At 65.4% G+C, this 18720-nt stretch carries 17 protein-coding genes; 7 read left to right on the top strand and 10 right to left on the bottom strand.

The window, feature by feature from the left end; genetic code table 11:
* Positions 1–12: 12 nt before the first annotated feature.
* The 3 genes from ybeY to miaB form a co-directional block, all read right to left on the bottom strand.
* Complete coding sequence (gene ybeY / locus A5892_RS14115) at positions 13–498, bottom strand: rRNA maturation RNase YbeY (protein WP_064123337.1); 486 nt, start codon at positions 496–498, stop codon at positions 13–15.
* Positions 495–1493 (bottom strand): PhoH family protein, encoded by a 999-nt coding sequence (locus A5892_RS14110; protein WP_043449121.1) that lies wholly within the window; start codon positions 1491–1493, stop codon positions 495–497. Before A5892_RS14110 ends, ybeY begins: the two co-directional genes overlap by 4 nt.
* A gap of 193 nt (positions 1494–1686) precedes the next feature.
* Entirely contained in the window at positions 1687–3030 is a 1344-nt protein-coding gene (gene miaB, locus A5892_RS14105; RefSeq protein WP_064123336.1) for a tRNA (N6-isopentenyl adenosine(37)-C2)-methylthiotransferase MiaB, read from the bottom strand.
* Positions 3031–3469: 439 nt separating this feature from the next.
* On the opposite strand from miaB, the gene A5892_RS14100 reads away from it, so the two are divergent.
* From A5892_RS14100 to A5892_RS14090, 3 genes are all read left to right on the top strand, one after another.
* Complete coding sequence (locus A5892_RS14100) at positions 3470–3799, top strand: DUF1820 family protein (protein WP_027351824.1); 330 nt, start codon at positions 3470–3472, stop codon at positions 3797–3799.
* Positions 3800–4010: 211 nt separating this feature from the next.
* Positions 4011–4685, top strand: a complete 675-nt coding sequence (locus A5892_RS14095; RefSeq protein ID WP_064123335.1) for a TIGR04211 family SH3 domain-containing protein — start codon at positions 4011–4013, stop codon at positions 4683–4685.
* A gap of 2 nt (positions 4686–4687) precedes the next feature.
* Positions 4688–5329, top strand: a complete 642-nt coding sequence (locus A5892_RS14090) for a hypothetical protein (RefSeq protein WP_064123334.1) — start codon at positions 4688–4690, stop codon at positions 5327–5329.
* Here the strand turns inward: A5892_RS14090 and A5892_RS14085 are convergent.
* Genes A5892_RS14085 through cysP form a run of 4 tightly spaced genes read right to left on the bottom strand, consistent with a single transcriptional unit; the run spans position 5326 to position 9223 of the window.
* Complete coding sequence (locus A5892_RS14085; protein WP_064123333.1) at positions 5326–6432, bottom strand: sulfate/molybdate ABC transporter ATP-binding protein; 1107 nt, start codon at positions 6430–6432, stop codon at positions 5326–5328. The genes A5892_RS14090 and A5892_RS14085 overlap by 4 nt on opposite strands.
* Before the next feature lie 49 nt (positions 6433–6481).
* Positions 6482–7306 (bottom strand): sulfate ABC transporter permease subunit CysW, encoded by an 825-nt coding sequence (gene cysW / locus A5892_RS14080; protein WP_027351821.1) that lies wholly within the window; start codon positions 7304–7306, stop codon positions 6482–6484.
* Positions 7307–7358: 52 nt separating this feature from the next.
* The gene (cysT, locus tag A5892_RS14075; RefSeq protein WP_064123332.1) at positions 7359–8192 is read right to left on the bottom strand and encodes a sulfate ABC transporter permease subunit CysT; all 834 of its coding nucleotides are present in this window, start codon (positions 8190–8192) and stop codon (positions 7359–7361) included.
* Positions 8189–9223: a thiosulfate ABC transporter substrate-binding protein CysP gene (cysP, locus tag A5892_RS14070; RefSeq protein WP_064123331.1), complete on the bottom strand. Its 1035-nt coding sequence runs from the start codon at positions 9221–9223 to the stop codon at positions 8189–8191. Before cysP ends, cysT begins: the two co-directional genes overlap by 4 nt.
* A gap of 406 nt (positions 9224–9629) precedes the next feature.
* Here cysP and A5892_RS14065 point away from each other — a divergent pair, with 406 nt between their 5' ends.
* The 3 genes from A5892_RS14065 to A5892_RS14055 are packed head-to-tail and all read left to right on the top strand — an operon-like array spanning position 9630 to position 11698.
* Entirely contained in the window at positions 9630–10652 is a 1023-nt protein-coding gene (locus tag A5892_RS14065; protein WP_064123330.1) for an asparaginase, read from the top strand.
* Between the two features lie 52 nt (positions 10653–10704).
* Positions 10705–11418 carry a ribulose-phosphate 3-epimerase gene (rpe, locus tag A5892_RS14060; RefSeq protein WP_064123329.1) on the top strand — a complete coding sequence of 238 codons (714 nt, stop codon included), beginning with the start codon at positions 10705–10707 and terminating at the stop codon, positions 11416–11418.
* On the top strand, positions 11408–11698 hold the full coding sequence (locus tag A5892_RS14055; RefSeq protein WP_064123328.1) for a GIY-YIG nuclease family protein: 291 nt from the start codon (positions 11408–11410) through the stop codon (positions 11696–11698). Before rpe ends, A5892_RS14055 begins: the two co-directional genes overlap by 11 nt.
* A gap of 93 nt (positions 11699–11791) precedes the next feature.
* On the opposite strand, the gene A5892_RS14050 is transcribed toward A5892_RS14055, so the two are convergent.
* From A5892_RS14050 to A5892_RS14040, 3 genes are all read right to left on the bottom strand, one after another.
* Entirely contained in the window at positions 11792–13294 is a 1503-nt protein-coding gene (locus A5892_RS14050; RefSeq protein ID WP_064123327.1) for a fumarate hydratase, read from the bottom strand.
* Positions 13295–13451: 157 nt separating this feature from the next.
* Positions 13452–14258 (bottom strand): alpha/beta fold hydrolase, encoded by an 807-nt coding sequence (locus A5892_RS14045; RefSeq protein WP_064123326.1) that lies wholly within the window; start codon positions 14256–14258, stop codon positions 13452–13454.
* A 21-nt stretch (positions 14259–14279) separates the two neighbouring features.
* Positions 14280–15131 carry an alpha/beta fold hydrolase gene (locus A5892_RS14040; RefSeq protein ID WP_064123325.1) on the bottom strand — a complete coding sequence of 284 codons (852 nt, stop codon included), beginning with the start codon at positions 15129–15131 and terminating at the stop codon, positions 14280–14282.
* A gap of 1976 nt (positions 15132–17107) precedes the next feature.
* Between A5892_RS14040 and A5892_RS14035 the strand changes: the two genes are divergently transcribed.
* Positions 17108–18436, top strand: a complete 1329-nt coding sequence (locus A5892_RS14035) for an IS110 family transposase (RefSeq protein WP_064121411.1) — start codon at positions 17108–17110, stop codon at positions 18434–18436.
* Positions 18437–18720: the final 284 nt, after the last annotated feature.

Genomic DNA, 18720 nt, shown 5'->3' with positions numbered 1-18720 from the left:
ATCGTTCGTCGGTCATGCGTCGTCGCGATAAGGGTCGGGGATCGACAGGCGCGCGAGCAGCGCACGCTCCAGCGCCTCCATCCTTTCGGCCTCATCGTCCTCGATATGGTCGTAGCCCAGCAGGTGCAGGGTGCCGTGGATCACCATGTGGGCGAAGTGGTGCGCCAGCGGTTTGCCCTGTTCGAGCGCCTCGCGCTCGACCACATGGGGGCTTATCACCAGGTCGCCGAGCAGCGGCAGGTCGATGCCCGGGGGCGCTTCGAAAGGGAAGGAGAGCACGTTGGTCGAGGCATCCTTGCCGCGATAGTCGCGGTTGAGCTCGCGGCTCTCGGCCTCCTCGACGAAGCGCACGGTGAGCTCGTCGCGGGCTTCGGTGGGATGCGCCATCAGTACCAGGCCCACCCAGCGGGCCAGATCGTCCTCATCGGGCAGCGGCTCGAAAGCCACCGCCAATTGCAGGTCGACCTGGCCCGACCGTAACTCGGCGTCGGCGTTCAAGATGGCTGCTCGCTCTGCTGTTCGAAGCTGTCATAGGCCTCGATGATGCGCTGTACCAGCGGATGGCGCACTACATCCTTGGACAGGAAGCGAGTGAAACTGATGCCCGGGACGCCGTCGAGCACGCCGAGCACATGGGTGAGCCCGGAGCTTATGCCGCGCGGCAGGTCGATCTGGGTGATGTCGCCGGTGATCACCGCGGTCGAGCCGAAGCCGATGCGGGTGAGGAACATCTTCATCTGCTCGCGGGTGGTGTTCTGGCTCTCGTCGAGGATGATGAAGGCGTTGTTCAGGGTGCGTCCGCGCATGTAGGCGAGCGGGGCGATCTCGATCACCTGGCGCTCGATCAGCTTGCCGACCTGCTCGAAGCCGATCATCTCGTAGAGCGCGTCATAGAGCGGACGCAGGTAGGGATCGATCTTCTGTGCCAGATCGCCGGGCAGGAAGCCGAGCTTCTCGCCGGCCTCGACCGCGGGGCGCACCAGCAGGATGCGCTGGACCCGCTGCTGGTTGAGCGCCTCGACCGCCGCGGCCACTGCCAGATAGGTCTTGCCGGTACCGGCCGGGCCGACGCCGAAGTTGATGTCGTGGCTACGCACCGCGTTGACGTAGTTCTGCTGGTTGTGGCCGCGGGGTTTGATCATCATCTTCGACGTGCGGATGATCACCTCGCTGCTGGCCAGCTCCTGCGTTTCGTCACCGCTCGATTTCATACCCGACTCCTGGAGGAACAGATGCACGGTGTCGGGCGGCAGCTCGCTGCCGTCGGTCTCGCGATAGAGCTGTTCGAGCACGTTCGCCGCCGCCCTGACCTGCGGCTGGGGCCCGGCGAGCTGGAAGGTGTTGCCACGATTGCGGATGGTGACGTCGAGACGATCTTCCACCAGCTTCAGGTTCTCGTCCTGCTGGCCGCACAGGGTGGCGAGGCGCAGCGGATCGTTGGGTTCCAGGGAGAGTTGCAGGATGCGATGACTCGTTGCGGCGTTTTGGCTCAAGGGGCGTCGTCCTGAACGAGGAAGTAGGGTGTCAGATTACTGCGGCGGGCCGGCTTTGCAAACGCACGCTTTTAGTCGCATTGCGCAAGCGCAGCCGACGACTTGAATGTGGTGGTCCGAGCGGCGAAATACAAGCGCCGTTCGGACCGCCGGGCAGAGGAGCGAACATTCAACGGTCGTCGGGTGCGGCGGGTCAGAAGCGCTGCGGTGAGGCGAGCTCTCCGCGCAGCGAGTTGGCGTAGGCCTCGGTGATCTCGACATCGACGAAATGGCCGATCAGCTCGATCGGATTGGCCGCCTTGAAGTTGACCACCCGGTTGTTCTCGGTGCGCGCCGATAGCTCTCCCGGATCGCGCGGCGAGAAGCCCGTCACCAGCACCCGTTCGAGGTTGCCGACCATGCGCCGGGAGATCTGCATCGCCTGCTGGTTGATCCTCGCCTGGAGCCGTGCCAGACGCTGCTTCTTGACCGCTTCCGGCGTGTCGTCGGGCAGCGCGGAGGCGGGGGTGCCCGGGCGCTTGGAGTAGACGAAGCTGAACGAGTGGTCGAAGCCGATTCGCTCGATCAGGTCCATGGTCTGCTCGAAGTCCTCCTCGGTCTCTCCGGGAAAGCCGACGATGAAGTCGGAAGAGAAGCTGATCTCCGGACGCAGGGCGCGGATCCGCTCGAGCTTGGCGATGTACTCCTCGCGCCCATGGCCACGCTTCATCAGGGTGAGGATCCGATCCGACCCCGATTGCACCGGCAGGTGCAGGTGGCTGACCAGCTCGGGCACCTCGGCATAGGCCTGGATCAGGCTGTCGCTGAACTCGACCGGATGAGAGGTGGTGAAGCGAATCCGGTCGATGCCCTCGATCCCGGCGATCGTGGCGATCAGCTCGGCGAGGTCGACCTCTTCGTCGAGCTGGTCGAGGCCGCGATAGGCGTTGACGTTCTGGCCTAGCAGGTTGATCTCGCGTACGCCCTGCTCGGCGAGGTGGGCGACTTCGTCGATCACGCTCTCGAACGGACGGGAGATCTCCTCTCCCCGGGTGTAGGGTACCACGCAGAACGAGCAGTACTTCGAGCAGCCCTCCATCACCGAGACGAAGGCGCTGGCGCCGTCGCTCTTCGGTGCCGGCAGTCGATCGAACTTCTCGATCTCGGGGAAGGTGACGTCGACCACCGAGATCTGCCCGCTCTGGCGGCTGTCGATCATCTCGGGTACCCGGTGCAGAGTCTGTGGGCCGAACACCAGGTCGACGTGGGGCGCGCGGCGACGGATGTTGTCGCCTTCCTGGCTCGCCACGCAGCCGCCGACGCCGATCACCAGGTCGGGCTTGGCGGCCTTGAGGCGCTTCCAGCGGCCGAGCTGGTGGAACACCTTCTCCTGCGCCTTCTCGCGGATCGAGCAGGTGTTGAGCAGGATCACGTCCGCCTCGTGCTCGTCGTGGGTGATCTCGAGGCGGTGGGATTCACCGAGCAGGTCCGCCATCCGCGCCGAGTCGTACTCGTTCATCTGGCAGCCGTGGGTCTTGATGAAGAGCTTCTTCGCCATGTCGTGCAAGCCTGGTCGTCGGAGTCGGGCACGCCTTGCTTACCGCATAGCCGGCGCGCCATCAGTGATAAGGGGTCTGTATGGGTACTGAACGGGAAGCTGGGCTGAAAGTGTACCAGCCCCAGGGCGCGCCATTATACGTATGGCGCTCCCCTGCGACCAGCTCGGGCAACATGATAGAATCGCCGCTCGAGCCCAGCGTCACCCGATCCTCGGATGAAGCCTGCTTGGTCGAAACATCCCTCGTCACATTTGATTTCGAACTTGTTACAAGCCGTTGCGCTAAGCCTCACTGCGCCGGCGCCGGGCTCCGTTAGAATCCTTCCGGCCGATGCGTCCTGTTTCCCGCGGGCGTGGTCGAGTCCGGTCTGGTCAGACTCACACTGCGCCCAGGGCCATCTCGAGGCCCGTCGTGCCCCGAAAAATCTTGAAGGAAGCAATGGCCTCGAAGCCCATTTATCGCGTCGTCGTTCATCAGCAAGGCGAAGTCTGGGAGCTCTACGCCCGGGAGATCTATCAGAGCGATCTCTGGGGGTTCGTCGAGGTCGAGGAGTTCGTCTTCACCGACGCCTCGAAGCTCGTGATCGACCCAGGGAACGACAAGCTGCGCCGCACCTTCGATGGGGTCAAGCGCAGCTATCTGCCGATCAACGCAATCCTGCGCATCGACGAAGTCGAACGCGAGGGCGAGGCGAAGAGCTTCAAATCGGACGGCAAGATCGCCAACTTCCCGATGCCCAGCCAGTGGCCGCCGCGCGGGCAGGAGTGAGGACGCAGGCATGAACGTTTTTTGACCAAAACGTGACCGGGCCCCGGGGGATGGCAGGTCGTACGCTTCCGCCCAGTGCTTGTCCAGGATGTTATCCACAGCTTCTGTGGATACGCGGCCGCCGGTGGCGGCCGATCATAGACAGGACGTATCGATGCGACCCAGTGGCCTTTCCGTTCACATTCACCGAATTCGAGCACGATAGTCTCCCATGTCCACGATCCGAGATACCCGACCTCTCCACGCCATGCGCGGCCTTGGTGGCCTGCTGCTGGCGCCTGCGCTCTGCGCGGGACTTATCCTGTCCCCGGCCCACGCCCAGCAAGCGCCCGCTGATGAAAGCCAGCGCTGGGTGAGCGATCAGCTCACCACCTTCGTACGCAGCGGCCCCACCGATGGCTATCGCATCGTGGGCGCGCTGCGCGCCGGCCAGCGGGTCGAGCTGGTCGCGACCCAGGGCGACTACAGCCAGGTGCGCGGCGCCAACGGTGACACCGTATGGATCCGCAGCGACGAACTGCAGGACCAGCCGGGTCCGGCCGAGCGCGTGCCCGAGCTCGAGCAGCGGGCGAACGAGCTCAGCGAGCAGCTCGCCAGCATCAACCAGACCTGGGAAGCCAGGGTCGAGGGCATGACCGAGACGCTGGAGGCGCGTCGGGCGAGAATCGACGAACTCGAGGCCAGCCGCAGCCAGCTCGATCGCGAACTCACCAGCGTGCAGTCCGAGGTCCGTGAGCTCAAGGCGCAGCTCGGCGATGAGCGCCAGCAGGTGCTGATGCGCTACTTCGTCTACGGCGGCGGCGTGGCCGGCGCCGGCCTGCTCGCCGGTTTGATCCTCCCGGCGCTCACCGGTGGTCGCAAGAAGCGGCGTGACCGCTGGTTCTGAGCATGGACGATGCTGGGGACGAGTGGCAGGCGCGCTGGAGCGATGGGCGGATCGGCTTTCATCGAGACGCGGTGCATCCGATGCTGGCCGGGTACTGGCCGAGCCTCGGCGCGCCTGGCGATAGTGACGTGCTGGTGCCGCTGTGCGGCAAGTCCGTCGACATGCGCTGGCTCGAGGGGCGTGGCCATTCGGTCACAGGTGTCGACCGGGTCGCGGCCGCACTGGCGGGTTTCGCTGCGGAGGACCCTCGGGTACCCGAGCGCTTGCGCCATGAAGGGATCGACGGGCTGAGGCTCGGTCGCATCACCCTGTGGCGTGCGGATATCTTCCACCTCCCGCTCGGCAATCGTGGCCGCATGGCCTTCTACGACCGCGCCGCCCTGGTCGCACTGCCGGCGCCGACGCGAATGCGCTACGCGGTGATCCTGGCGCAGCTCTGCGCGCCGGGAGCGGTCGGGCTATTGATCACCGTGCATCGACCAGGTAGGGCGGGCGAGGGCCCGCCCTACCTGGTCGACGAGGAGGAACTCGAGCGGCTGTTCGGCGCCAACTTCAGGCTCCGCGCGCTCGGCCGGGGAGTCGATGCCGCCGGGGCGGAGGAATTCGCCTGGCGGCTCGAGCGCAAAGGGAATCGAGGCAGCTAGGGCCTGTCGTCCCCTTGATTCGGCAGCGGCATGTCGACCAGCGCGCCGCTGGCCTCGTCGACGCGCCGCAGCTGCTGCGGTAGTGCGTAGCACTGCGTGCCGCGCGCTATCCTTGCGCGTTCGAACTCGGCATGGGAGAGGGTGGCCTGCCAGGGCTGCGTGCTCCACGTCGCCTCGAGCTCGAGGCGTACCTCCGCGCCCACTGGGGCGATCGCGCTGACCGTCACTGGCAGCCGCGCGCCGGCGCTCGGCGAGGTGGCCAGGGCGACCTCATGGGGACGCAGCAGCAGTTCCACCGGCCCGTCCGCTACGCCGGACAGATCGAGTCCGGCGTTCTCCCCCAGGGCCAGATGGCCGTTACGTACCTCGCCGCTCAGCGCATTGGTCTCGCCGAGGAACTCGAACACGAAGCGGTTGATCGGGCGACGATAGAGCAGCGTCGGCTCGTCGACCTGTTCGATCCGCCCCTGGCTCATCACCACCACGCGATCGGAGAGCTCCAGCGCCTCTTCCTGGTCATGGGTGACGAACACGCAGGTGAAGCCCAGTTCCGCATGCAGGTGGCGCAGCCAGCGGCGCAGTTCGACGCGAACCTTGGCGTCGAGCGCACCGAAGGGTTCGTCCATCAGCAGCACCTCGGGCTCCACCGCGAGTGCCCGAGCCAGCGATACCCGCTGCTGCTGGCCGCCGGAGAGCTGTGCCGGCAGGCGCGAGGCGAGCTTGTCGAGCTGCACGCGCTCGAGCAGCGCGAAGACACGGCGCTTGATCTCGTCGTTGCTCGGGCGTTCGTTGCGTGGGCGAGCGCGGAGTCCGAAGGCGACGTTCTCGAATACGCTCATATGGCGGAACAGCGCATAGTGCTGGAATACGAAGCCGACCCGCCGATGGCGCACGTGGAGGCGGGTGACGTCGCGTTCACCGAACAGCACCCGCCCTTCGCTTGGCTGTTCGAGTCCGGCGATGATCCGCATCAGGGTGGTCTTGCCCGACCCCGAAGGCCCCAGCAGGCCGACCAGCTCGCCGTTGTCGATCGAAAGCGTGGTGGGATGGAGTGCAGTGGTGGTGCCGAAGCGACGCGACACTTGATCGATGTTGATGCTCATGAAGACGAACCTGTAAATGGCGAGCGCTGGGCGTTCGAGAGTGGCGCGGTCATGGTGCGTGCTTGCGGGCGGCGTAGGTGTCGAGCAGCGCCTTGACTACCAGCGTCAGCACCGCCAACACCGCGAGCAGCAGGGCGGCGACGAAGGCACCGACGGTGTTGTAGTCCTGGTAGAGCTGCTGGACCATCAGCGGCAGGGTCAGGGTCTGGCCGCGAATCGCGCCGGAGACTACCGACACCGCGCCGAATTCTCCCATCGCCCTAGCGTTGGTGAGGATCACGCCATAGATCAGTGCGGTACGCACGTTGGGCAGGGTGACCCGGCGAAACAGCGTCCAGCCGTTGGCACCGAGGGTTACCGCCGCTTCCTCTTCGCGGCTGCCCTGCGCCTGCATCAGCGGGATCAGTTCGCGAGCGACGAACGGGCAGGTGACGAATATCGTCACCAGCAGCATGCCGGGCCAGGCGAACATCAGCTGCACGTCATGGCCGTCGAGCCACTGTCCGAGCCAGCCGTTGCGTCCATAGAGCAGCAGGTACAGGAGTCCTGCGATGACCGGCGAGACCGCGAACGGGATATCGATCAGGGTCTGCAGCAGCCGCCGGCCGGGAAAGCTGAACCGCGTCACTAGCCAGGCGAGGAAGATCCCGAACACCAGGTTGACCGGTACGGTGATCACTGCGATCAGAAGCGTCAACCAGATCGCCTGGACGGTGAAGTAGTCGGTCAGGTTGGTGATGAACGGACCGATACCCCGGGCGAAGGCTTCGAACACGATCGCCACCAGCGGGACCAGCAGCACCAGCGCTGAAAGCACCACCGCGAGCAGGATCAGCGTCACCCGCACCGGTGTCGAATCGCCTATGCGTCGCATGGGTAGCTCTCCTCGTCGATCCTCGGTGGCTGGTTCTCGACACGTGTTTGGGTCATGCGCCGGTACTCCCGTGCAGGCGGCGGAAGAAGCGTGCCTGCCAGAGGTTGATCGCCAGTAGCAGTGCCAGCGAGGTGAACAGCACCAGCGAGGCGATCGCCGCCGCCGCCGCGTAGTCGTACTCCTCGAGCCGGGTGACGATCATCAGCGCGGTGATCTCGGTCTGGTAGGGCATGTTGCCGGCGATGAAGATCACCGCCCCGTACTCGCCGAGCGAGCGGGCGAAGGCGAGGCCGGTGCCGGTCAGCAGTGCCGGCCAGATGTGCGGGAAGATCACCCGGCGAAAGGCGTAGAGGGTGCCCGCGCCGAGGGTCATCGCCGCCTCGTCGACCTCGTTCGGCAGCTCCTCGAGCACCGGCTGCACCGTGCGCACCACGAACGGCACGCTGGTGAATGCCATCGCCACCACGATCCCCAGCCAGCTGTAGGAGACCTGGAAGCCGAGAAACTGGCCGATCGCGCCGTTGCCGGCGTAGAGCGTCGCCAGGGTGATCCCGGCCACCGCGGTGGGCAGCGCGAAGGGCAGGTCCATCAGCGCGTCGAGCAGGCGCTTGCCGGGGAACTCGTAGCGCACCAGCACCCAGGCGCAGAGCAGCCCGAACACCATGTTGAAAGCCGATGCCACCAGCGCGCTCAGCACCGTCACCTGGTAGCTGGCGAGGTTGCGTGAATCGGTGATGATCGTCCAGTACTGCGCCCAGGAGAGGGTCGAGAGCTGGCCGAACAGCCCGCTGAGCGGCAGCAGCAGGATCAGGCTGACATACAGCAGAGTGATGCCGAGCGAGAGGGTGAAGCCCGGCAGCACCCGCTTGGGAGCACGTGCAATCATCTGCGCAGCAGCTGGTCGAGTTTGGCGCCGGAGGCGAAGTGGGTGCGAGTGATCGTATCCCAGTCGCCGAACTCCTGGTTGACGTCGAGCAGTTCGGTCTCGGGGAAGCGATCGGAGAACGCCTGCGCCACTTCAGGGTCGCGCACCCGGTAGTTGTGCTCGGCGATGATCCTCTGCGCGGCCGGCGAGTAGAGATACTCGAGGTAGGCGCGGGCCAGATCCTCGGTCTGGTTGCGCCGCACGCTGTCGTCGACCCAGGCGACCGGGAATTCGGCGAGCAGGTCGACCGGCGGCACGATCACTTCGTAGCTGTCATCGCCATACTCACGCCTGATGCTCTGCACTTCGGATTCGAAGCTGATCAGCACGTCGCCGATACCGCGCTCGACGAACGAGGTGGTGGCGCCACGCCCGCCGGTGTCGAACACCGCCACATTGGCGAGCAGCTTGCGCATGTACGCTTCGGTCTGCGCTTCGTCGCCGCCGTTTTCACGTGCCGTCGCCGCCCAGGCGGCGAGATAGGTGTAGCGTGCGTTGCCGGAGGTCTTGGGGTTGGGGAAGACTACCCGTACACCGTCCTCGGCCAGGTCCCGCCAGTCCTCGATGCCCTTCGGATTGCCCTTGCGGACCAGGAACGCCATGGTCGAGTAGAACGGCGAGCTGTTGTCCGCCAGCCGGCTCTGCCAGTCTTCGGCCACGAGCCCCGCGTTGGCGAGCACATCGATGTCGGTGGTCTGGTTGAAGGTCACCACGTCCGCGCGCAGCCCCTCGATGATCGAGCGCGCCTGGGTCGAGGAGCCGGCGTGGGATTGCTGGATCTCGACCTCTTCGCCATGCGCTTCGCGCCACTGCTCGATGAAGGGCGGGTTGAGCGCGGTGAACAGTTCGCGCGAGACGTCGTAGGAGGCGTTCATCAGCGTGCGTTCGGCGGCGCTGGCGGACAGGGGCGCGGCAAGGCTCAGGCCCAGGGCTGCGGCGCCGAGCAGGCCTGCGCCGAGCCGCAGGGTCGGGAGCTTGGATAGGATGTTCATCGGTGACCTCGAAGAAAAAGGGAAGCGCGCGGGCCAGCCGCATGCTATCTGGTGCGATAGGCTAGTGACTACCAAGTGTCATGACAATCCAAGGTTTTATTCCGGTTTGGAATATATGAAGAAGCGCTGTCGATTACGGCGCTGGCCGAGGCACATTCGGCATTGGCTAGAGCAAGCAGGTATTGGGCTGGGTGTCATCGCGACGATGGTCCCGATGCCGCTCGCAGTCCGCTGTCTCCCTGTCGGTCTTGGATGAAGTTAAAAAAATATTAAGATAAATACCTGCGCGCTCGGAACCCGCATTCCGATTGGCTGGTCGCCCCGCGCCCGCCGGCCGGGCTATCCTGCGCTCTTTGACCTGCCAAGACGTTCAGCCCAAGACGTTCAGTAAGAGAGAAGCCCGAACATGCCTGATTGCTCATCCTCCTTCGTCGAGGTGCTCTACACCGGTGGCACCATCGGCATGCAGCCCTCGAGCACCGGTCTGGTGCCCGCTACCGGGTTCGAAGCCCGCGCCCGCGAGGCCCAGCGCGAGCGGGAGGAGGCGGAGATTGCGCGATGGCGGCTGCGCGAGCTCGAGCCGCTGATCGATAGCGCCAACATGACACCGGCGCATTGGCGGCGGTTGGTCGAGGCGACCTTGCTGGCGGTCGACGAGGGCGCATCCGGGGTGTTGATCCTGCATGGCACCGACACGCTCGCCTACAGCGCCGCGGCGCTATCGTTTCAACTGCTCGGCATCGAGGTGCCGGTGGTGATCACTGGCGCGATGCTGCCGGCCGGCGTGACCGGCAGCGATGCCTGGGAAAACTTCTTCGACGGCCTTCGCGCAGTGGCGGTGGCCCCGCCCGATCGACTGACGGTGCAGTTCCATGGCCAGAGCTTCGCTGGTGTCTCGTGTCGCAAAGTGATGAGCCATGGACGCGAGGCGTTCCTGCCGGCGCTTGCCGCTTCCGGACGCCTGCAGACGACGTCGCTGCCGGATGCGCTGCGCGCGCGCGCCGAGCGTCGCCCGGCACGGGTGGCGGTGGTGGAGCTGTTCCCCGGAATCACCGCGGCCCAGCTCGAGGGCATGCTCGCGGGCGAGGTCGAAGGCTTGGTGCTCGAGTGCTACGGCAGCGGCACTGCGCCGAGCGAAGACCAGGCCTTGATCGCGGTGCTCGAGCAGGCCTGCGCGCGCGGTGTGCTGGTGGTGGCGATCAGCCTGTGTCATGGCGGTGGCGTGAGTCTTTCCACCTACGCGGCCGGATCCAGGCTTGCGCAGATTGGGGTGATCGGCGGCGGGGCGATGACCCGTGAGGCCGCGCTGGGTAAGCTGCATTGGCTGTTGGGCAGCGAGTTGAGCGCCGCGCAGCGTCGCGATTGGCTGGCGCGCGATGTGCTCGGCGAACGCGGGGAGAGCATCCAGCCTGCGGGAGTTAGCTGCTAGAATCGAAGCCTCGCATCCCTTTCGCCCACCATTGCCTGATTCGGAGACGCCGATGGCCGCAGCTTCCATGGATCACAAGATCGCTCCCTCGATCCTTTCCGCCGATTTCGCGCGACTCGGCCAGGAGGTCGAGGAGGTGATCCAGAGCGGCGCCGACCTGATCCACTTCGATGTGATGGACAACCACTACGTGCCGAACCTGACCATCGGCCCGGCGGTGTGCAAGTCGCTTTACGCCCATATGCAGCGCACCGGTATCGAAGCGCCGATCGACGTGCACCTGATGGTCAGTCCGGTCGACCAGCTGATCGAGCAGTTCATCGACGCCGGCGCCAGCTACATCACCTTCCACCCCGAGGCCAGCCAGCACATCGACCGCTCGCTGGCACTGATCCGCGATGGCGGCTGCAAGGCCGGACTGGTGTTCAACCCGGCGACGCCGCTCTCCTATCTCGACTACGTGATCGACAAGCTCGACATGGTGCTGATCATGAGCGTCAACCCCGGTTTCGGTGGGCAGTCGTTCATCCCTGCGATGCTCGACAAGCTGCGCGACGCGCGCCGGATCATCGACCAGAGCGGCCGGGCGATCCGCCTCGAGGTGGACGGCGGGGTCAAGCTCGATAACGTGGTCGAGATCGCGCGCGCCGGCGCGGATACCTTCGTCGCCGGCTCGGCGGTGTTCAGCGCCCATCGTAGCGACGATCCCCACGGCTACGACAGCGTCATCCGCGGGTTCCGCGAGCGCCTTGCGGATGCCGGCTGAGCAAGCCTTCGAGGGATGGTGGCTCTATGTGGTCGAGACCTCGGACGGAAAGCTCTATACCGGCATTACCACCGACGTCGCCCGGCGCATCGAGGAGCACGCTCGCGGCCAGCGCGGTGCCCGGGCACTGCGCGGCAAGGGCCCGCTGTCGCTACGTTTTTGCCAGGCGGTGGGAGATCGCTCACAGGCGCTGCGTCTGGAGTGCGCGCTCAAGCGGCTGAAGCGCGCCGACAAGCTCCAGGTGGTGGAAGGGCGGCGCCCGCTCGATTCGCTGCTTTGATTCGAAAGCGCTGATTCACAATCGCCGATTCAAAAGCCTGAAGGCATCGCCCGCCGGAGGGCGGGCGATCGGGGCATGATTTTAAGTGCGAGCTCAGCGCCGGGCGATCAGTTCCTTCCACTTTGCCGGGCCGCTCTGGTGGACGCTGTCGCCGAGGCTGTCGACCGCGACGGTCACCGGCATGTCCTCGACCTCGAACTCGTAGATCGCCTCCATGCCCAGGTCCTCGAAGGCCAGCACCCTGGATGCCTTGATCGCCTGGGCGACCAGGTAGGCCGCACCGCCCACCGCCATCAGGTAGACCGCGCCATTGTCCTTGATCGCCTCGATCGCGACCGGGCCACGTTCGGCCTTGCCGACCATGCCCAAGAGCCCCGCGCGTTCGAGAATGGCTCGGGTGAACTTGTCCATGCGCGTCGCGGTGGTCGGGCCGGCGGGGCCGACCACTTCGCCCTTGACCGGATCGACCGGGCCGACGTAGTAGATGAAGCGCCCGGTGAGATCGACGGGCAGCGGTTCATCGCGCTCGAGCATCTCGACCATGCGCTTGTGGGCGGCGTCACGGCCGGTCAGCAGCTTGCCGGAGAGCAGCAGGGTGTCGCCCGGCTTCCAGCTCGCCACTTCTTCTGCGGTGATGCTGTCGAGATCGACCCGCTTGACGCCTTCGCCGGCCTCCCAGGTGATTTCGGGCCAATCGTCGATGTCCGGCGCCGGCAGCCGCGCCGGCCCAGAGCCGTCGAGGGTGAAGTGGACGTGGCGGGTGGCGGCGCAGTTGGGAATGATCGCCACCGGCTTGTTGGCCGCGTGGGTCGGGTAGTCCTTGACCTTGATGTCGAGCACCGTGGTGAGGCCACCGAGGCCCTGGGCACCGATGCCTAGGCGGTTGACCTTGTCGAACAGCTCGAGCCTGAGCTCCTCCGCGCGGTTGGAGGCGCCGCGCGCCTGCAGCTCCTGGATGTCGATCGGGTCGAGCAGCGACTCCTTGGCAAGCTCCATCGCCTTCTCGGCGGTACCGCCGATACCGATACCGAGCATGCCCGGCGGGCACCAGCCCGCGCCCATCTTCGGCACCTGCTCGAGCACCCAGTCGACCACGCTGTCGGAGGGATTGAGCATCGCGAACTTGGTCTTCGCCTCGCTGCCGCCGCCCTTGGCGGCGACGTGGATCTCGAGCTTGTCGCCCGGCACCAGCTTGTGATGGATGATCGCCGGGGTGTTGTCCTTGGTATTGCGCCGCGCGCCATCGGGATCGGCGAGAATCGAAGCACGCAGCACGTTGTCCGGGTGGTTGTAGGCTTGGCGCACGCCCTCGTTGATCATCTCATCGAGGCTCAGCTCCGCTTCCCAGCGTACGTCCATGCCGACGTGCACGAACACGGTGACGATCCCGGTGTCCTGGCAGATCGGCCGGTGGCCGGTGGCGCACATGCGCGAATTGATCAGGATCTGGGCGATGGCATCGCGGGCGGCGGGATTCTCCTCGCGCTCGTAGGCCTGGTTCATCGCCTGGATGAAATCCTTGGGGTGATAGTAGGAAATGTACTGGAGCGCGTCAGCGACGCTCTCGATCAGGTCCTGCTGGCGGATCACCGTCATGTTTTTCTCTCTCATGGCGCGCACGGTTGGTCGGATAGCTTTTTTATTGGACCCTCACGCGATGCGCACAGCGCTCGCGCGCCGCCGTGCCGGTCAGGTCGGCAGGGCGGGCGTTGGGCCGTTTCCATTGTACTTTTTTTCCCGCAGGAGGGGGCGTTCAGCCGGAAAGGAAGTCGAGCAGCACGCGGTTGACTCGCCGAGGGTGGGTGACGGTTAGCGCATGCGGTGCCCTGGCGACCACTTCGAGCCGCGCATCGGGAAGTTTCTCAATGCTCGCTTCGGCGCAGCCGACCAGCGGCGCGAGCTCGTCGGCCTCGCCGTGGATCAGCAGGGTGGGGCGGGTGAGATGGCCTAGTGCTCGATGGAGCTCGGCCTCGCACCAATGGCGTGCCCGCTCGCGCAGCGCACGTGGCATGCAGCGACGTGCGATCGCGTCGAGATAGGCCCAGCCTTGTGGACCGAGCCGCTCGCGATACTCGCCGAACGCACGTTGCTGGCACCAAGCGATGGCTTGGAGCAGATCCGCATCGAGACGGGTCCTCAACTCACCGAGCGGTGCATCCTCGCTGAGCTGGGGCGTGGTGGTGCCGATCAAGACCGCGCGGCGCACACGCTCTACGCCATGACGGGCGGCAAGGCTCGCCACGATCGATGCGCCCAGCGAGTAGCCGACCAGCGCTACCTGATCGAGTTCGAGCGCCCGCAGCAGCGCATCGAGATCGTCCGCCTGGCTTGCCAGCTCATGGCCGTGCCACTGCTGGCTCGATCCACCGCAGCCGCGCTGGTCGTAGGCGATCACCTGATGCCCCGCGGCGACCAGCGCCTCGAACTGGGGTTCCCACATTTCAAGGCCAGAGGCCCAGCCATGCAGCAGTACCACAGGTGGTCGGTCTGAATCTCCGGCGCGGCGATAGTGCAGATTGATCACCTCGCCGTCGCGGCGCTGGATATTGACGTAGGGCATCGTCGCTCTCTCGACCGCGGCTTATGCCTTGATGAAATCGAGCAGCTGTCGATTGGTATGCTCGACATGGGTGAGGTTGAAGCCATGCGGCCCACCTTCGATGAGCTCGACCTGGGCGTGGGGAACGAACTCGGTCACCCGCTTGCCGCTGACTTCGAACGGCACGGTCTGGTCGCTGTCGCCGTGCAGCACCAGGGTCGGCAGCTTGATGCGCTTGAGATCATCGCGGAAGTCGGTGGCGGAGAACGCCTTGATGCATTCGAGGGTCCCGTGCGGCGAGGCGAACAGCGCGATGATCCGGTTGTAGTCGAGCCACTCGGGGGAGACGCTCGGCTGCTCTTCGCTCCAGTTGAGAAACGCCTTGCCGAACGGCGCCAGGAATGCCGGACGATCCTTGCGCACGCCGTCGAGCATCTGCTCGAACACCGAGCCATCGACGCCCTCCGGATTGCTCTCATCTTTCAGCAAGTAGGGTGTGACCGCACCGAGCAGCGCCAGCTTCGCGATTCGTTGCTCGCCGTGACGCGCGATGTAGCGTGCCACCTCACCGCCGCCCATCGAGAAACCGACCAGCACTACCTGCTTGAGATCGAGCGCCTCGAGCAGGGCATGGAGATCGTCGCTCAAGGTATCGTAGTCGTAGCCACTCCAGGGTTTGCTGCTATCACCGAAGCCTCGGCGATCGTAGGCGATCGCCCGATGGCCGGCCTGGTAGAGCGCCTCGAGCTGCGGCTCCCACATCCTATGGCTCAACGGCCAGCCATGAATCAGCACCACCGTCGCGCCGGGCGCGGTGGGGTCCTTGAATCCGGTATCGACGAAATGGAGGTTGAGTACATCCTGATTCGGATGAGTGACGTTCAGATAAGGCATCCTGTCCCCCTTGGTCGTCCACGAAAAGATCTCCGCGACGGCGGAGTGCTCACCCAGCGTAGCTCATCGCCCGGGGTAGAGCGTGCGGAGAAATGATAGCGCGTTTCAAGCTCCGCTCGTGCCTTTCGGCTCGTCGCGCCCGCTAAAGAAACAGCGCCCGAGTCGAACCACGGCCCTGTCGCCGAGGATTGGTCTCTCATGTCCGTTCGTGGTGAGCCGGGCCGTCGCCGAGTTGGGCCTTGAGCGAAAAGTGACGGGGCCCGAGTCGAACCACGGCTGTGGCGCCGAGGATTGGTCTCTCATGTCCGTTCATGGTGAGCCGGGCCTTCATCGAGCTGGGCCGTGAGCGAAAAGAGATGGGGCCCGAGTCGAACCACGGCCCTGGCGCTGAGGCCAGGTCCCTCGACTGGCGTCCCCCGGTCTTCGCTGGTGTTGGCATCCGGTGTGCACGGACGCCGCTCGGGACGAACGGTAGGGAGGGCGGCGCTGAGGATGGGCCTCTCAGATTCGTTCGTGGTGAGCCGGGCCTTCATCGAGCTGAGCCGTGAGCGAAAAGAGATGGGGCCCGAGTCGAACTACGGCTGTGGCGCCGAGGCCCGGTCCCTCGACTGGCGTCCCCCGGTTTTCGCTGGTGTTGGCATCCGGTGTGCACGGACGCTGCTCGGGACGAACGGAGGGAGGTTGGCGCTGAGGATGGGCCTCTCAGATTCGTTCGTGGTGAGCCGGGCCGTCGCCGAACCGGGCCTTGGGCGAAAAGTGTTGGGGCCCGAGTCGAACCACGGCTGTGGCGCCGAGGCCCGGTCCCTCGACTGGCGTCCCCCGGTTTTCGCTGGTGTTGGCATCCGGTGTGCACGGACGCCGCTCGGGACGAACGGTAGGGAGGGCGGCGCCGAGGATTGGTCTCTCATGTCCGTTCATGGTGAGCCGGGCCGTCGCCGAGTTGGGCCTTGGGCGAAAAGTGACGGGGCCCGAGTCGAACCACGGCCCTGGCGCCGAGGCCCGGTCCCTCGACTGGCGTCCCCCGGTCTTCGCTGGTGTTGGCATCCGGTGTGCACGGACGCCGCTCGGGACGAACGGTGGGGAGGGCGGCGCCGAGGATGGGTCTCTCATGTCCGTTCATGGTGAGCCGGGCCGTCGCCGAGTTGGGCCTTGGGCGAAAAGTGTTGGGGCCCGAGTCGAACCACGGCTGTGGCGCCGAGGCCCGGTCCCTCGACTGGCGTCCCCCGGTCTTCGCTGGTGTTGGCATCCGGTGTGCACGGACGCCGCTCGGGACGAACGGTGGGGAGGGCGGCGCCGAGGATGGGTCTCTCATGTCCGTTCATGGTGAGCCGGGCCGTCGCCGAGTTGGGCCTTGGGCGAAAAGTGACGGGGCCCGAGTCGAACCACGGCCCTGGCGCTGAGGCCCGGTCCCTCGACTGGCGTCCCCCGGTCTTCGCTGGTGTTGGCATCCGGTGTGCACGGACGTCGCTCGGGACGAACGGTAGGGAGGGCGGCGCCGAGGATGGGCCTCTCAGATTCGTTCGTGGTGAGCCGGGCCTTCATCGAGCTGGGCCGTGAGCGAAAAGAGATGGGGCCCGAGTCGAACCACGGCCCTGGCGCTGAGGTCCGGTCCCTCGACTGGCGTCCCCCGGTCTTCGCTGGTGTTGGCATCCTGTGTGCACGGACGCCGCTCGGGACGAACGGTAGGAAGGGCGGCGCCGAGGATTGGTCTCTCATGTCCGTTCATGGTGAGCCTCCTGTGCCATCGCGATGGCACTGCGCATGGACCTTGAACCCGAGTAGCATGGCTGTGTTACCGCAAGCAGCGTGGCCGCATGTCTTTTGGTGCCGGGTGCCCGGTGGTGAGAATGGCTCTGGTCGTGGGCTGCTGCGCATTATGGTGAGCCTGGCTTCCCGTTGGAAAGATTTGTCTTCCCAGAACACGACCGGGCTTGCGGTAACCCCTTCTCCATCGACCCGTTCCCAGGAGCTATGAGATGGCCCACTTACCGGTATTGGATCCATTGGCAGCCTTCGTGGATGTCGGCAGCGAGCAGATGTATGTGTCGATTGCCGGAGGGGAGCCGAAGGTATTCGGCACGTTCACGGCACAGCTGCATGAGCTACGCGACTGGCTGTTGTCGCAGAAGGTGAAGTCGGTGGCCATGGAGGCCACGGGGATCTACTGGCTGCCCCTGTACAGCGTGCTGGAAGCCGCGAAACTACAGGTGCTGATGGTCAACGGTAAGCACACCCGCAATCTGCCGGGTCGCAAGACGGATATGAAGGATTGCCAGTGGGGAGCGACGTTGCACGCGCACGGACTCTTGCGGGCAGGCTTCGTGCCCCCAGCCGAGATCCGGCGCTTGCAGGATTACCTGCGACTGCGCCAGGACCACATCACGCTGGCCGCAGGGCATGTGCAGCATCTGCAGAAGGCCTTGGAGCGGATGAACATCAAATTGCACGATGTCATCAGCAACCTGGTGGGCCGCAGCGGCATGGCGGTGATCCGGTCGATGCTCGAGGGTGAACGCGATCCTGAGCGACTGCTGGCTTTGTGCGACGTGCAGATCCGCCAGCAGAAGGCCGAACGGATCAAAGCCTCTCTGCAAGGGACCTGGGCCGAGGAGCATCTGTTCGCGTTGCGCCAGGCGCTGGAAAGCTGGGAGCACTACCAGCGTTTGATCAGGGCTTGCGACCAACAGATCGAAGCGGTGCTCCGTTCGATCGACGTCGATCCTCCGACGTCGCCGCCGTCCAAGGCGCACAAGCGAGGCGGTGCCAATGCGCCCCAGATCGATGACCTGCATCCGATGCTGGTGGCTCTGTGTGGAGGCAATGATCTCACCGTGCTTCCCGCCCATACGGACTACAGCGTCCTGCAACTCATAGGTGAAGTGGGAACCGACCTGACCCAGTGGCCGACCGAGAAACACTTCACCGCTTGGGCCGGGCTGGCCCCCGGGAGTCATCAGAGCGGTAAGCGCCAACGCTCGGCCAAGCGCAGGCGTAATCGTGCTGGGCGCCTGTTTTGCGTCATGGCCCGCAGCCTCGCTCGCAGCAAACACATTGCGCTGGGCGGTTTTTACCGTCGGATGGCGGGTCGCCGAGGTGGATTGATCGCCAATATCGCCCTGGCGCGCAAACTCGCGGCGCTGTTCTGGCGCGTCATGGTCAAAGGATTGGACTATGTCGAACACGGACTCCAGTACTACGAGGCACAGGCGCTGGAAACCAAGCAACGTTCCATGCGTCGACTCGCCAAGCAGCTCGGGTTCTCCGTGACGCCTATCCAGACTGAAGCTCAAAATGCTTCTGCCTGAAAGTTGAGGAAGAACGATATGACGACCGCCCAATCTCCCCCCTGATCATCCCCCTGTCGAGGAGAACTCGGAGGGGGTTCATGGAAAGCCGGGCCGTCGCCGAGTTGGGCCTTGGGCGAAAAGTGATGGGGCCCGAGTCGAACCACGGCTGTGGCGCCGAGGATGGGTCTCTCATGTCCGTTCATGGTGAGCCGGGCCGTCGCCGAGTTGGGCCTTGGGCGAAAAGTGACGGGGCCCGAGTCGAACCACGGCCCTGGCGCTGAGGCCCGGTCCCTCGACTGGCG

The organism is Halotalea alkalilenta (assembly GCF_001648175.1).
Lineage (GTDB): Bacteria > Pseudomonadota > Gammaproteobacteria > Pseudomonadales > Halomonadaceae > Halotalea > Halotalea alkalilenta_A.
The sequence above is the reverse complement of the archived record's forward strand: the minus strand, read 5'-3'. Positions and strand labels throughout refer to the sequence as shown.